Source organism: Paenibacillus ottowii (assembly GCF_050516475.1).
Taxonomy (GTDB): Bacteria; Bacillota; Bacilli; order Paenibacillales; family Paenibacillaceae; genus Paenibacillus; species Paenibacillus ottowii.
Map to the genome: position 1 here is coordinate 4,128,686 of NZ_CP191577.1, position 14,022 is coordinate 4,142,707.

Below are 14,022 nucleotides of genomic sequence, written 5' to 3' on the forward strand. Positions count from 1 at the left end.
TACATTGTCAATTGTAAGAAGTAAACAAATACCTGTAAAATATATATATTCACATATGATCGATAACCTAAAGGTTATAAAGGGGATTACTTCACTATGGATTATTTGCAGCTTAAGTATTTTCAAGTGACCTCGAAGTATGAGCATGTCACACGTGCCGCGAACGAGTTGTTTATCTCTCAGCCTGCCTTAAGTAAAATGATTAGAAACTTAGAGACAGAATTGGGTGTGCAGTTATTTGACCGCGAAGGAAAACATATCGTACTGAATGAATATGGAAAGAAATTCCTAAAAAGAGTGAACCAGTCGCTCTCAGCGCTAGAGCAAGGCATCTCCGAAGTCAAAGAAATGAAGAACGAAAAGGTAGAGATTATCACGTTATACGTCGCCGTCGGCTCTATGCTATTGCCAAGCCTTGTCGGTAAGTTTCGCGATCTCTACCCGCAAATTAGATTCAACCTGACCCAGCACCCTGCGATGACGAAGAAAGGACTGGCGTACGATTTTGCGATTACATCCGAACAGTTGGCAGACAACGAGCATGCCATCCTGCTGGAGGAGGAAATTTTGCTTGGCGTACCAAAATCTCACCCTCTGAGCGCTCAGGACACCGTATTCCTGAAAGATCTGGAGCAAGAGAAGTTTATCAGCCTTACACCTGGTCATTCGCTTAGAAAAACAACGGACCGCTTTTTTGCTTATACCCCTTTTGAACCGAACATCGTCTTTGAAAGTGATGATCCAGCTACGGTAAGAGGGTTGATCCAAACCGGGCTTGGCATCTCCTTTATTCCTTCTATCCTGTGGAGGAACGTCGTAACCGAAGACATCAAGCTGCTTTCAATCAGGGAGCCCCGATGTATGCGGACAATCTATCTGTCCTATCCTACTGGGGAACTGCACACCGATATAGAGAAATCGTTCTTCGAATTCATCATTGGATTTTTCCAAGATATTGCTCAGCATTGACGATTTATTGGGTTAGGGCAATGCACATAAAGGGGTAACAGCTTCATATGATGGAGCTAAACCATTTATAACTTGTTCAGCAGGCAGATGATCTCAGACAGCAAGGAGGAAAATGATGTGAAGACAGTCCGATGGCTGGCATTATGTCTTGCTTTTCTCACGATGTTCTGTGCTTGTAGTGGACCCTCATCCTCTGACAGTCAATTATCTGATACTAATTTGTCAAACGGGAAAAAGATAACGCTTACATTGTGGTACTGGAACCGTTCTATTGATGATGAATTGCTCGCTCAGGCGGAAAAGCAGTTTCCCCACGTTGAATTAAAAACTCAAAAAATAGGCGGTGACTTTAAGGCCAAACTGAAGACAACGCTCGCAGCCCGTTCCGGTGAACCGGACATGGTAGCTCTGAACGACTGGATGGTGGAGCTGTTTCCCAGTGCGGATCGTTTTTATGATTTAAGGGAACTTGGAGCAGACCGCCTAAAGGATCAATATTTGGAATGGAAATGGAATCAAGGGATCACTCCAGATGGTAAAATGATTGCATTTCCCATGGATACTGGGCCTACCGCCCTCTTCTATCGCAGCGATCTGTTTGAACAGGCAGGCTTGCCTAGTGAGCCTGAACAGGTCAGTTCCTCTATCCGTACATGGGATGATTACATGGCAGCCGGAGAACAACTTCGCCAGAAATTCGGAAATCGTTCGTTTTTGACCGATAATATTGTAAACGTTTACAATCAAGTGCTCGCTCAGCATACAAACCTGTACTTCAAGCCGGACGGAAGTTATGTCGGCAATCAATCTCCTGACATCCGGCTGGGCTGGAAAACCGCTGTGAATTTCCACAGCAAGCAGCTGCTCGCCAATGCGGATGGCTGGACTCCTGAATGGAATGCTTCGGTCAATAACGGCAAAATCGCCTCGTTCGTAGGGGCAATCTGGATGAAGCAAGTGCTCACTGAAGCCGCGCCAGATACTGTGGGCAAATGGAGAGTCGCCCGGGCTCCTGGAGGAGACGGTAATCTGGGAGGGTCTTTCATCTCTATCCTCAAATCCAGCAAGCACCCCAAAGAAGCTTTTGAAATCCTGACCTGGCTGCAAAACCCGAAACACCAACTAGAAGCCTACCATAAAATTGGGCTGTTCCCATCCACTCCCGGTGTCTATGACGATCCAGTCATGGAGACACCCGAGCCTTTCTTTGGTGGTCAGGCCACTGGCCTCATTTTTGCCGCCTCCGCACGTCATGTAAAAAGCAGCTATTCTGGCGAGCGCTATCCTGTCATCCACGGCATAGTGACCCGTCGCCTTGCTAATGTGGCCAAACAAGATGCCAACCCCGATGCATTATGGTCGGAAACGATGCAACGAATTGAACGGGAATTACAGCGTTGAAAACAAAAATTCAAAAAAGGCGTGTGGATAATATGCTGAGAGAAATCTGGAAGCACCGGACCGTTTATGCTGCGATCTCGCCATTTTATCTGCTGTTTGGCATCTTTGGCTTGTTTCCGATTGGATTTTCATTGTACCTGGCGTTTCACAAATGGGACGGGATCGGAGACATGACCTACAACGGCTGGGGTAACTTTCGTTACCTTGTGACAGACAACGAATTTTGGCAGGCTGTAGGCAATACATTTGTAATCTGGGTGTACGCCACGATTCCAATGCTATTTCTAGCCCTTATTGTTGCCTTTATGCTGTATGCTCCTTTTGTGAAAATGCGCACCTTATGGCGAGTTGGGTTCTTCCTGCCCAATGTGACGTCTATTGTTGCTGTGGCCATCATCTTTGGCGCCTTGTTTGCCAACAATTTTGGCTTTCTCAACTACCTTCTGCAGCTCTTAGGTCTACCTATGATCCAATGGCTAAATGTACCGTGGGGTATCCAAATCGCCATTTCTTCCATGGTCGTATGGAGATGGATGGGCTACAATGCCATCATCTATCTGGCCGGACTTCAGAGTATCCCACATGTGCTGTATGAGGCAGCTAAAATAGATGGAGCAACGGGAGCACAGGCTTTTTTCCGCATCACCATTCCCATGCTGCGCCCAGTTATTTTGTTTACGGTCATTACATCTACCATCGGCGGCATGCAGCTCTTCACCGAGCCACAGGTTCTGGTCGGTAATGACGGCGGTTCGGGGGCAAGTGGCATGACCATCGTTTTATACCTGTACCGCGAGTCGTTCATCAACAACTATTTTGGATACGGTGCTGCCGTCGGATGGGGCATGTTTCTCATCATTGCTGTATTTTCCATCATCAATTGGAAACTCGTTCAAGGTAATAAATAACGATGGAAGGAGCGTCACAACATGATGCAGACACGTAGTAAATCCATTGTTCTGTATGTCGGGCTGCTGGTGGGAATCATCCTGTCCATGTTTCCATTTTATTGGCTGATTGTCATGGCGACCCGTACAACCTCAGACATCTATCGTTTTCCGCCACAGTTGTGGTTCGGCAGCCACTTCCTGGATAACATAACGAGAGTATTGCAGCAGATTGATTTTGCCGGAGCCTTTGTGAATACCCTTTTTGTAGCCAGTTCTGTTACCCTATTGGTGCTGTTTTTTGATTCACTAGCTGGTTTTGCATTCGCCAAGTTTAATTTTCCGGGTAAAAAGGTGCTATTCGTCATCCTGCTAGCTACAATGATGGTTCCTTCACAACTTTCGCTCGTCCCCTCCTTTGTCATGATGGCTTCCTTTGGATGGGTGGGTACGTTCAAAGCGCTCATCATCCCAGGTATGGTAAATGCCTTCGGCATTTTCTGGATTCGCCAGTATGCAGAAGAATCCATTCCCAAGGAACTGCTGGATGCGGGACGTATGGATGGTTGCAGCTTTTTTCGACTGTACTGGAATGTAGCACTGCCGATTTTACGTCCTGCGTTCGCTTTTCTCGGCGCATTTACCTTTATAGGAGCTTGGAATGATTACTTATGGCCATTAATCGTTTTAACAGATGAACGCAAATTCACGCTTCAGATTGCCTTGTCCCAGTTGAACGGAATTTACAATACGGATTATGCAATGGTCATTGCCGGCACCCTGCTGGCTGTACTCCCTCTTATTATTTTGTTTCTTTTTATCAGCCGCCAGTTTATTTCTGATCTTGCCGCCGGAGCGATCAAAGATTAGCTTCACTTGATTCCCCTTATTCTCTTCATGTATAATTGTTAATCGTCATTTCAAATAGCTTACATGGCTAAGTCAGATATTAACGAGCTAGTCAAGATAAGTGATTACGATTTGAACATGAACTACGTACTGAGGGGAACCTTCCAGATGAACAAATTCACATATTATAATCCCACCAAATTAATTTTTGGCGACCATCAAATTAAAGAGTTGCAGCAAGAACTGTTGAATTACGGTAACAATATTTTACTGGTATATGGAGGCGGAAGTGTCAAGCGAAATGGCTTGTATGACCAGGTATTAAACGCGCTAGAATCTCTTCATCTCAACATTCATGAATTGTCGGGCGTTGAGCCCAATCCGCGCTTGTCCACCGTTAAGAGGGGCATCGAGATTTGCCGAAATGAAAAGATAGACTTCCTGCTTGCAGTGGGCGGCGGAAGCGTTATTGATTGCACCAAAGCCATTGCAGCAGGAGCCGAGTATGACGGAGATGTGTGGGATATTATCAACAAAAAGCATATGCCGACCCAGGCTTTGCCCTTCGGTACCATCCTTACACTCGCCGCGACTGGTTCGGAAATGAATCCAGACTCTGTCATTACCAACTGGGAAACAAACGAAAAATACGTGTGGGGCAGCGAGGTGACGCATCCGAAATTCTCCATTTTGGACCCGAAAAACACCTTTTCTGTGCCACGTGATCAGACGGTTTATGGCATGGTAGATATGATGAGCCACGTGTTTGAACAATACTTTCACAATGTCAAAAATACACCCTTGCAAGATCGTATGTGCTTTTCTGTGTTGCAAACGGTGATCGAAACAGCACCCAAGCTGCTGGAGGATTTGCACAACTACGAGCATCGCGAAACGATATTATATGCTGGGACGATTGCTCTGAACGGTACACTGCAAATGGGTTACTTCGGGGATTGGGCTTCGCATACCATTGAACATGCATTATCTGCTGTATATGATATTCCTCATGCTGGCGGTCTGGCGATTCTTTTTCCCAACTGGATGAGACATACAGTAGATCAGGATGCTGCACGCATGAAGCGGCTGATGCTCAGTATGTTTGACTTGGACACTGTAGGTAAAACAGACAGAGAGATTGCTCTAGAAGGAATTGACCGTCTAAGTGCGTTTTGGACAAGTCTCGGCGCCCCTTCCACCTTGGCCGACTACAACATTAATGATGAACAATTGGAAAAAATCGCAAACATTGCCGCCCGTGAAATGGAACACGGAGGTTTTGGTAATTATCAGAAGCTCAATCAGGAAGATATTTTAGCTATTTTGCGTGCATCGTTATAACATTCAAAAGGGAGTGCTCTCAAGCCTGTGATGGCTGAGAGCACTCCCTTTTAGTATTTATGAATTAACTGTTTGTCCTTTTTCTTCTACTTGGATAGCAGCCCCTACATTGGCACCTGCAAGAATCCCCTTTTTCTTATTAGGATACAAAGTATTCATATAGGTTCGGGTTTCTGCAACGACAATTCCCGACAAGCCGAGCAATGCAATCAGGTTCGGAAAAGCCATCATTGCGTTAAAAATATCTGCCAGCAGCCATATCGCATCCAGTTTAATGAACGCGCCCCCACCAACCAGTACAATGAACAAATAACGATAAGGCTTGATCCACTTGACCCCAAGCAAGTACTCAACACAGCGCTCTCCGTAATAGTTCCAGCCGAGCATGGTTGTGAATGCGAACATAATCAGGATGATGGTGAGCAGTTCTGCTCCCAGCGGAAATGCACTGGAGAAGGCTTGCTGAGTCATCAAGCCTGCATCGGTAGGTCCGCTCCACACCCCGCTAACCAGCAGCGTCAACCCGGTCATCACACAAATAACCATCGTATCGATAAACACGCCCGTCATGGAAATCAGTCCTTGTTCCGCAGGCCATTTGGTTTTGGCAGCTGCAGCTGCAATCGGTGCGCTCCCCAATCCAGCCTCATTGGCAAATATACCTCTAGCTACCCCGCTGCGCATAGCCAGCATAATCGTAGCTCCTGCAAATCCACCCGTTGCCGATGTTGTTGAAAATGCCGAATGGAGCACAAGCGCGATTGCAGCAGGAAGCTGGTCAGCAAACCGAATCAGTACAATGATACAAATCAGTACATATAGTCCTGTTTTAAAAGGAACGACCTTCGTCGATACCTTGGCAATACTTTTGAGTCCTCCAATGGTGACCAGAGCTGTAAGGACAGCAATTGTCAGTGCCGTTACAATCGGCGGAACGCCAAAACTGTTTTCAGTAGAAGATACAATCGCCTTGACCTGAGGAAATGTTCCGATCCCGAACAACGCTACCAGCATCCCTGAAAAAGCAAACAGCATCGCCAACGGTTTGAAACGACGTCCCAGGCCTTTTTCAATATAATACATCGGGCCGCCGGAGAATTGTCCATTCCGATCCTTCACCCGGTATTTAACCGCAAGTACACCTTCCGCGTATTTCGTCGCCATCCCAAAGAAGGCTGCTACAACCATCCAGAACAAGGCACCCGGCCCGCCCAGCTTAATGGCTGTCGCTACACCAACAATACTTCCTGTGCCCACTGTAGCCGCCAGCGCCGTACTCAAAGCCGCAAAGCTGCTTACATCCCCGCTGCCTTCATTTGGGGCCTTACCGATGAGCTTGATCGCCAAGGGCAGCCGGAATACCTGCAACATTTTTAGTCGTATGGTCAGCCATAAGCCCGTTCCCATGACAAGAATGATGAGGGGCGCCCCCCATATCCAACTGCTAATCGTTTCTAACACATGTACCAAGTTCATTTCAACCCGCTCCTCCAGCATATTAAAAAACAAAAAAGAGTCAAATCCGTTGATTCGACTCCTGGAGAGGTTAAAGGCACGAAAAAATAAACCAATTTGTGCAGGATCCTATCTCTAAAAAGCTCATAAAAGCCTAGAGTATTCCCTGTCACAGGTTATTCGCGTCTCTGTCCTTTTGCCTGAGAGTTTAAGCAGATGTTATTCTGCGGTGCACCTTCGGCGCCCAATTAAGGGTCTCTCCAGAGTTCTGTCCGTTTACGGTCCCCGCTTATTGCTGTAACCAGCCTTAGCACCTGAGAGTTTTGCCCCTTCGGTCGGAACTTTCGTTCCATCTCCCGCAAACATCAACCAGACATATGAAATTTTTATTTATTATACAGAAAACTTTCAGCTTATTACAAGTGAAAAATTTGTGAAGCCTTTTGACAAATCGATAGGGTATCTATACAAAAAGCGAGTACAGCAGATTGAATCCTTCGGATTTTCTCTGCTGTACCCGCCAAATGATATGGAATTACAATTCTTCACCATTGGTTGCTATCACATTTTTATACCAGTGAAAGGAGTCCTTTTTGGAGCGTTTGAGCGTTCCGTTACCGTCATCATCCAGATCAACGTAGATAAATCCATAGCGCTTGGACATTTCGGAAGTAGACATGCTCACAAGGTCGATCGGACCCCAGCTGGTGTAACCCATCAGATCAACACCGTCAGCAATCGCTTCCTTCATTTGAGTAATATGCTGACGCAAGTAATCAATTCGATATGTGTCATGCACAGAGCCGTCTTCTTCTACCTTATCATACGCACCCAAGCCATTTTCCACGATGAATAGCGGCTTTTGGTAACGGTCATAAAATGTATTCAGTGTAACACGAAGGCCGATCGGATCAATCTGCCATCCCCAGTCGGAGGACTGCAAATACGGATTTTTCACACCGCCAATCAAGTTCCCTGCTGCTTTCTCGCCCTCTGGCCCTGCCGATACGGTCAAGGTCATATAGTAGCTGAATGAGATAAAATCGACCGTATTATGTTTCAAAATTTCGGCATCGCCGGGTTCTGTCTGGATCACAATATTATGTTCTTCAAAATAGCGGTTCATATAGTTGGGATATTCCCCACGAGCCTGCACATCCGTAAAGAACAGGTTCAGCTGATTTTCATGCTGGGCCTTCAGTATATCCTCTGGATTACACGTATGTGGATAACTTTCTATACGGGCCAGCATACAGCCGATCTGAGCACCCGGAATGATCTCATGTCCCCGTTTGGTTGCCAGTGCACTTGCTACAAATTGATGATGCAATGCTTGATATATCGCTTGTTGTTTGTTTTCTACACGATCAATAACCACACCGCCACCTGTAAACGGACTCATGGTCATGACATTGATTTCGTTAAAGGTTAGCCAGTATTTTACTTTGTCTTTGTAGCGTGTAAATACCGTTTCGGCATAATGTACGTAATGATCTACGACTTCGCGCCCCAGCCAGCCATTATACTTCTGGGTTAGACCTAGCGGTGTTTCATAATGAGACAATGTCACCAAGGGCTCAATGCCATACTTACGCAGCTCATCAAATACATTGTCGTAGAATTGCAATCCTGCTTCATTCGGCTCGGCATCATACCCATTCGGGAAAATCCGCGACCAGTGGATAGACATGCGGAATACTTTAAAGCCCATTTCTGCAAACAAGGCAATATCTTCTTTGTAATGGTGGTAGAAATCCACACCTTCACGCTTTGGAAAACGAGCGTTTACCTTGCCAGCCAAGATGTCCTCAAGTCGCTCGGACGAAATTTCTATAGCATGATCGTTCTTACGTTCCGCTCTGGGTACATAGGCAATCATGTCTGCACTCGACAATCCCTTTCCATCTATGTCAAAAGCACCCTCCAGTTGGTTGGCTGCAGTTGCCCCGCCCCAGAGGAAGTTTTTCGGAAATCCTTTTTGCGTCTTCGTCATGGTATGAAAACCTCTTTTCTTAATTTAATGTTTTCACTTTGGTCAATAACCATCAAGTGCTGCAGTGCGAATCAATATCTCCCGGCAACCGTTCTCCTTTGAAATGCATTAATAGATGCTTTAAAATAGACCTAATGCCCTCATGAGCATCCTAATTGTTGTAACGCGTTTCATGTCAAGTATTTTTTTCTTATGTGAGGAGAAGCATCATGTCGAATCTTGATCAAATTGCAAAACTGTCGGGCTTTTCCAAGGCTACGGTATCCAGAGTGTTAAATCAGTCCCCCCATGTAAGCCAAGAAACTAGAGCTAAAATATTAAAAATCATGCAGGAGCTGGATTACGTTCCTAATCGGAATGCGATTTCTTTATCCAAGGGTCAGACGCTCCAGATTGGCATCATTACTTCAACTATTAATGAAATTGTTCTGGCCTTTCTGGACAGCTTTGTGGAAATCGCCGGACAATATGAATTCCAAACCATTATTTATACTTCGGGAGAAGACAAAAAGAAGGAGCTTCAAGCTTTCGAGGATTTAAAAAGAAAAAGAGTCGATGCGCTGGTCATCATTTCCTGCGTGAATGACACTGATTTTTTGAGTACCTATTGCAAATATGGCCCCATTGTGGCCTGGCAACGAATGGAGCATACTGATATTCGCTCCGTCGCTATGGATCAGTATGAAGGATACATGCTAGCACTAAAGCATTTGATACAAAAAGGCTATACTCGTATAGCCAATGCCTTTGGTCGTCCAAGCAGCATTAATACCCACAGTAGACAACGAGCTTATAAGCAGATCATGAATGAGCACAATCTGCCAGTGCTGCCGCATTGGAACTATTCTTCTATTTATAACATTCGTGACGGCGAACAGGTCGTGCGTAATTTGTTACAGCATCGGGAGGCATTTCCGGAGGCTATTCTGTGTGCTAACGATTATGTAGCCGTGGGCATTCTCTGCGAAGCGCGCAGACAAAAGCTGAGAGTACCGGAGGATCTGGCGATTGTTGGGTTTGATAACACGGAGCTTGCGCACACCATGGGAATTACAACGGTTCAAAATCCCATAATGGCTCAGGCGCAAAATGCCTTTTTCATGCTTTCCCCTGAGCTGATTGGACGCCAGATGAAGCTTCATACGCTGGAATATAGCCTCATTGAGCGTACGACCACTTAAGGGTGCAGTTGGCTGTCAAACTAGGCAATTGGGCCTTGATATGAAATATTTTTGTCGAAAGAGAATAAAAAATGTTGAAATCGCTTTTTTTTGTGCTACAATAGCACTATATCGAAGGATTGTGACCGGTGATGCGGGCAATGCCTGAGTTCAATTGAGTGCTATTGCTAACAATAGTGTTGAATTGTGCTTGGGCATTTTTTATTGGTAAAGGATGGGAGGGGGAACTTCAATGATTATTGAGAAGGTGCTCAATAACAACGTCCTGTTGACTAAAAACGATAAAGGTAAAGAGGTCATCGTCATGGGAAGAGGTATTTCCTTCAAAAAGGTGGCTGGCGACCAAGTCGATGATCATAAAATAGATAAGATTTTCATGTTAAATGAAAACGAGTTCACAGCCAAACTAACCGAGCTGCTGAACGATATTCCCGTGTCTCATCTGGAAGTCGTGAATGAAATTGTCACCCATGCAGCAGAAGTGCTCGATACGGAGTTAAGTGATAATATTTATTTAACTTTGACCGACCATATTCATTTTGCCATACAGCGGGAAGAAAAAGGATTGGCACTCAAAAATGCGATGCTGTATGAAATTAAACGTTTTTACAAAAAAGAATTTGCAGTTGGACTGGATGCTCTGCAAAAGATTGAAAATACGCTTGGTGTAAAATTGGGCGAAGACGAAGCTGGATTTATTGCATTGCATATGGTGAATGCCCGGATCGACGGTAACGAGATGCAGGCCACGCTTAAAATGACCGAAATTGTCCAACATATATTGAACATTATTACGTACCATTACGGGATTGTGCTGGATGAAACTTCTTTCAGCTATTCGAGATTTTTGACCCATTTGCAATATTTTGCAATGCGAGTGATTCGCAAAGAGGTCATTCACAGTGGTGAAGAATTTTTGTATAACCAGGTAAAGCAAACCTATACCGAAGCTTTTGCCTGTGCCCAAAAAATTAATGAATACCTGGAAAAAACATATGATCAATATCTAAGCAAGGATGAATATGTATATCTGACGATTCACATTCATCGGGTAACTGAACGTAATAACATTTCAGGCTAAAAAACTTCATATCCTCATCGTTCATGGATTGTGACTGGTAAGGCAGGCAAAACCTAAACTGATGGTGAAATCGACATACCCTTGTAGGAGGAGTGCGTCGTTTTCACCACGAGTTTAGGTTTTTCTTGTTTACAAGGTTAAAAAGATGCACGCCGGCGCATCTTAGCAACAAAAGTAAACGATAAATCCTATCAGTAGCAAGAATAACACTTAAGGAGTTCTGAACATGAGTGATAAAGAGCTATCTAAAAAAATAGTAACTCTCGTTGGCGGCGAAGAGAATGTCAATTCGGTATTCCATTGCGCTACACGCTTGAGATTTAAATTAAAAGATCGTACAAAAGCAGACAAAGCTGCACTGGAAGCAACGCCTGGTGTCATTACAGTTGTGGAAAGCAGCGGCCAGTTCCAAGTGGTCATCGGTAACAATGTAGGTCAAGTGTTTGAGCATATGATGGCAGAAACAAATCTGCAGGATGCGGACAATCCAAATGCGAAAAAAGAAGATTCTTCCGAAAAAACGAATGTTCTTGGCAAAGCAGTCGATATCATTTCGAGCATTTTCTCTCCTCTCTTGGGCGCTCTTGCCGGAGCAGGTTTGCTCAAAGGGATTATGGCCTTAATTTCGTCGCTCCATTGGATTGATACTGCAAGCGGTACGTATCTCATTCTGAACGCCGCTTCAGACAGTGTATTTTATTTCTTGCCTATATTCCTGGCTATTACATCATCCCGTAAATTTAAGACCAATGCCTTTGTATCCGTTGCAGTTGCTGGAGCACTCGTCTACCCGGATGTGATTGCAGCGGTGGACAATCCGGCAAAACTGGCTTTTCTCGGGATTCCAATCATTTTAATTAAATACAGTTCCAGCGTAATCCCCATTATTCTTGCGGTATGGGTACAATCCTATGTAGAACGTTGGTTTAATTCCTTTGTTCATCAATCGGTAAAAAACATTATCGTACCTATGCTATCACTGCTGGTCGTTGTTCCATTGACGTTTTTGGCCTTTGGTCCAGTCGGTAACCTGATCAGTCAAGGCTTGGCGAATGGTTTTACATGGGTATACAATTTAAGCCCATTGATTGCTGGAGCTGTTGCCGGGGCATTCTGGCAAGTATTTGTTATTTTCGGTGTACACTGGGGCTTCGTTCCAATCATGCTGTCCAATATTTCAACATTGGGTTATGACACGATGCTTCCAATGCTTACAGCAGCCGTACTTTCTCAAGCAGGTGCAACACTGGGGGTATTCCTGAAATCACGAAATACTCAAATGAAAGCATTGGCTGGTTCCTCCACACTGGCAGCTGTATTCGGGATTACTGAGCCTACGATTTATGGCGTAACTTTGAAATTGAAAAAGCCTTTCATTTACGCTTGTATTTCTGGTGGTATCGGGGGCGCTATTATCGCTTCCGGCGGAGCAACTGCAAAGTCCTTCTCCCTGCCTAGTTTGCTAGCATTGCCAACTTATTTTGGAGCTGGATTCTTGTGGGTTGTCATCGGCTTACTCGTTGCCTTTGTACTTGCAGTTGTGTTGGTTATGATTTTGGGCTTTGATGATCCGAAAGAAGAAACTGCAAAAACAGAAGCTGCACCCGCAAAGAAAGAAGCAGCTATTGAAAAAGAAATTCTCGTAAGTCCGCTGCAAGGTAAAGTGCTGCCATTGGAACAATCCTCTGATGTTGCCTTTGCTTCAGGCGCTATGGGAAAAGGTATCCTGATCGATCCTACAGAGGGTGTGCTGACATCCCCTGTTAACGGAACAATTACGACCGTATTCCCGACCGGACATGCCATCGGTATTACTTCCAATGACGGAGCAGAAATTCTGATTCACGTTGGTGTTAATACGGTGAAGCTGAAAGGACAGTTCTTTGACAAACGCGTCAAAGAGGGTGATGTGGTAAAGCAAGGGCAATTGTTGCTTGAATTTGATATCGAACAAATTAAAGCGGCAGGCTATACAACGACTACGCCAATCATCATAACCAATTCTGCTCAATACCTGGATGTACTGAGCACAATAGAACCTGAAGTGAAACGTGAAGATTACTTGTTGACTGTTGTGGTCTAACATGTAACGTTGCGACTAAAAGAAGCTTTCCAAAATGGAAGGCTTCTTTTTTATGCATTATGAGACAAGTGTTACAGCTAAAAATGGAAATATCATATATTGTGAGTTTGAGATTGTAAAAAAAGGAGGATTTCTGTGAAAAAAGGATATATCGCCGGGTTAAGTGTCATTGTATTGCTTATCATTGGTATTGCTATTTCAGCTGTAGTCAAATTTCAAGACCTAGAGCAGGTAGTTCAGCAGAAAAATAAAGAGATCCAAGCGAGCAAAAGCAATTACCCCGAAATATATGACCACTTGAATGCGGTTACAATCAATGGTTTTAAACAATTAATTCAGCAGGATCAAAGTGTTTTTGTCTATATTGGCAGACCCAGTTGTGGCGACTGCAATCGGTTTGAGCCTAACTTTAACAAGATGATCGAACAGTATAATCTAGGCTCCAAAATTACTTTTTTGAACGTTCACAAGATTCATAAGGACAAATCCCAATGGGATAAATTTAAAGCCGATTACAACGTAAAATATACTCCCACGATTGCAGAATTCAGAAACGGCAAGCTGGTGGATAAAATAGAATGGACACCGAAAAGAGATCTCAGTACAGATGCCGTCAAAGAGTGGCTAACCTCCAAAAAGCTCATTTTATAAGCCTCTTTCCTATTCATTTCATTAAGAACAATACGAGCTGTCCATGCAAAAAAGGTATTCAAGCGAACAACGCATGAATACCTTTTTATTGAGAATTCCTAGTCGTCAAAGCTTGGTTAAAAAATAGTTCC

11 protein-coding genes and 2 riboswitches are annotated in these 14,022 nt (G+C 44.4%); of the genes, 9 read left to right on the forward strand and 2 right to left on the reverse strand.

Features of this window, described 5'->3' with window-relative positions; all coding sequences use genetic code 11:
• Positions 1 to 96 precede the first annotated feature (96 nt).
• The 5 genes from ACQQ6X_RS19190 (at position 97) to ACQQ6X_RS19210 (ending at position 5,447) form a co-directional block, all read left to right on the forward strand.
• Positions 97 to 969, forward strand: a complete 873-nt coding sequence (locus ACQQ6X_RS19190) for a LysR family transcriptional regulator (protein WP_305166612.1) — start codon at positions 97 to 99, stop codon at positions 967 to 969.
• A 117-nt stretch (positions 970 to 1,086) separates the two neighbouring features.
• Positions 1,087 to 2,370, forward strand: coding sequence for an ABC transporter substrate-binding protein (locus ACQQ6X_RS19195; RefSeq protein ID WP_305166613.1), 1,284 nt, complete (start codon positions 1,087 to 1,089; stop codon positions 2,368 to 2,370).
• A gap of 32 nt (positions 2,371 to 2,402) precedes the next feature.
• Entirely contained in the window at positions 2,403 to 3,278 is an 876-nt protein-coding gene (locus ACQQ6X_RS19200) for a carbohydrate ABC transporter permease (RefSeq protein ID WP_305166831.1), read from the forward strand.
• Positions 3,279 to 3,299: 21 nt separating this feature from the next.
• The gene (locus ACQQ6X_RS19205) at positions 3,300 to 4,127 is read left to right on the forward strand and encodes a carbohydrate ABC transporter permease (RefSeq protein ID WP_305166614.1); all 828 of its coding nucleotides are present in this window, start codon (positions 3,300 to 3,302) and stop codon (positions 4,125 to 4,127) included.
• A 147-nt stretch (positions 4,128 to 4,274) separates the two neighbouring features.
• Complete coding sequence (locus ACQQ6X_RS19210; protein ID WP_305166615.1) at positions 4,275 to 5,447, forward strand: iron-containing alcohol dehydrogenase; 1,173 nt, start codon at positions 4,275 to 4,277, stop codon at positions 5,445 to 5,447.
• Positions 5,448 to 5,504: 57 nt separating this feature from the next.
• Here the strand turns inward: ACQQ6X_RS19210 and ACQQ6X_RS19215 are convergent, their stop codons facing one another.
• Positions 5,505 to 6,923 (reverse strand): alanine/glycine:cation symporter family protein, encoded by a 1,419-nt coding sequence (locus ACQQ6X_RS19215; RefSeq protein ID WP_137079131.1) that lies wholly within the window; start codon positions 6,921 to 6,923, stop codon positions 5,505 to 5,507.
• 157 nt (positions 6,924 to 7,080) lie between these two features.
• A riboswitch (glycine riboswitch) is annotated at positions 7,081 to 7,176 on the reverse strand.
• An 18-nt stretch (positions 7,177 to 7,194) separates the two neighbouring features.
• Positions 7,195 to 7,271, reverse strand: a riboswitch (glycine riboswitch).
• Between the two features lie 166 nt (positions 7,272 to 7,437).
• Positions 7,438 to 8,895: a glycoside hydrolase family 1 protein gene (locus ACQQ6X_RS19220; protein ID WP_305166616.1), complete on the reverse strand. Its 1,458-nt coding sequence runs from the start codon at positions 8,893 to 8,895 to the stop codon at positions 7,438 to 7,440.
• Positions 8,896 to 9,104: 209 nt separating this feature from the next.
• On the opposite strand from ACQQ6X_RS19220, the gene ACQQ6X_RS19225 reads away from it, so the two are divergent.
• The 4 genes from ACQQ6X_RS19225 (at position 9,105) to ACQQ6X_RS19240 (ending at position 13,891) form a co-directional block, all read left to right on the forward strand.
• Complete coding sequence (locus ACQQ6X_RS19225; protein ID WP_305166618.1) at positions 9,105 to 10,076, forward strand: LacI family DNA-binding transcriptional regulator; 972 nt, start codon at positions 9,105 to 9,107, stop codon at positions 10,074 to 10,076.
• Between the two features lie 232 nt (positions 10,077 to 10,308).
• A complete protein-coding gene (gene licT, locus ACQQ6X_RS19230) occupies positions 10,309 to 11,157 on the forward strand; it encodes a BglG family transcription antiterminator LicT (protein WP_305166619.1) in 849 nt (282 codons plus the stop codon).
• Between the two features lie 226 nt (positions 11,158 to 11,383).
• Positions 11,384 to 13,240, forward strand: coding sequence for a beta-glucoside-specific PTS transporter subunit IIABC (locus ACQQ6X_RS19235; protein ID WP_305166620.1), 1,857 nt, complete (start codon positions 11,384 to 11,386; stop codon positions 13,238 to 13,240).
• 135 nt (positions 13,241 to 13,375) lie between these two features.
• Positions 13,376 to 13,891 (forward strand): thioredoxin family protein, encoded by a 516-nt coding sequence (locus ACQQ6X_RS19240; RefSeq protein ID WP_149034076.1) that lies wholly within the window; start codon positions 13,376 to 13,378, stop codon positions 13,889 to 13,891.
• Positions 13,892 to 14,022: the final 131 nt, after the last annotated feature.

Excerpts from the sequence above, each read along its gene's own strand:
- ACQQ6X_RS19200 (WP_305166831.1), top strand. The coding sequence starts at position 2,403 with ATGCTGAGAGAAATCTGGAAGCACCGGACCGTTTATGCTGCGATCTCG.
- licT (WP_305166619.1), top strand. The coding sequence starts at position 10,309 with ATGATTATTGAGAAGGTGCTCAATAACAACGTCCTGTTGACTAAAAAC.
- ACQQ6X_RS19235 (WP_305166620.1), top strand. The coding sequence starts at position 11,384 with ATGAGTGATAAAGAGCTATCTAAAAAAATAGTAACTCTCGTTGGCGGC.
- ACQQ6X_RS19225 (WP_305166618.1), top strand. The coding sequence starts at position 9,105 with ATGTCGAATCTTGATCAAATTGCAAAACTGTCGGGCTTTTCCAAGGCT.
- ACQQ6X_RS19205 (WP_305166614.1), top strand. The coding sequence starts at position 3,300 with ATGATGCAGACACGTAGTAAATCCATTGTTCTGTATGTCGGGCTGCTG.
- ACQQ6X_RS19215 (WP_137079131.1), bottom strand. The coding sequence starts at position 6,923 with ATGAACTTGGTACATGTGTTAGAAACGATTAGCAGTTGGATATGGGGG.
- ACQQ6X_RS19220 (WP_305166616.1), bottom strand. The coding sequence starts at position 8,895 with ATGACGAAGACGCAAAAAGGATTTCCGAAAAACTTCCTCTGGGGCGGG.
- ACQQ6X_RS19210 (WP_305166615.1), top strand. The coding sequence starts at position 4,275 with ATGAACAAATTCACATATTATAATCCCACCAAATTAATTTTTGGCGAC.
- ACQQ6X_RS19190 (WP_305166612.1), top strand. The coding sequence starts at position 97 with ATGGATTATTTGCAGCTTAAGTATTTTCAAGTGACCTCGAAGTATGAG.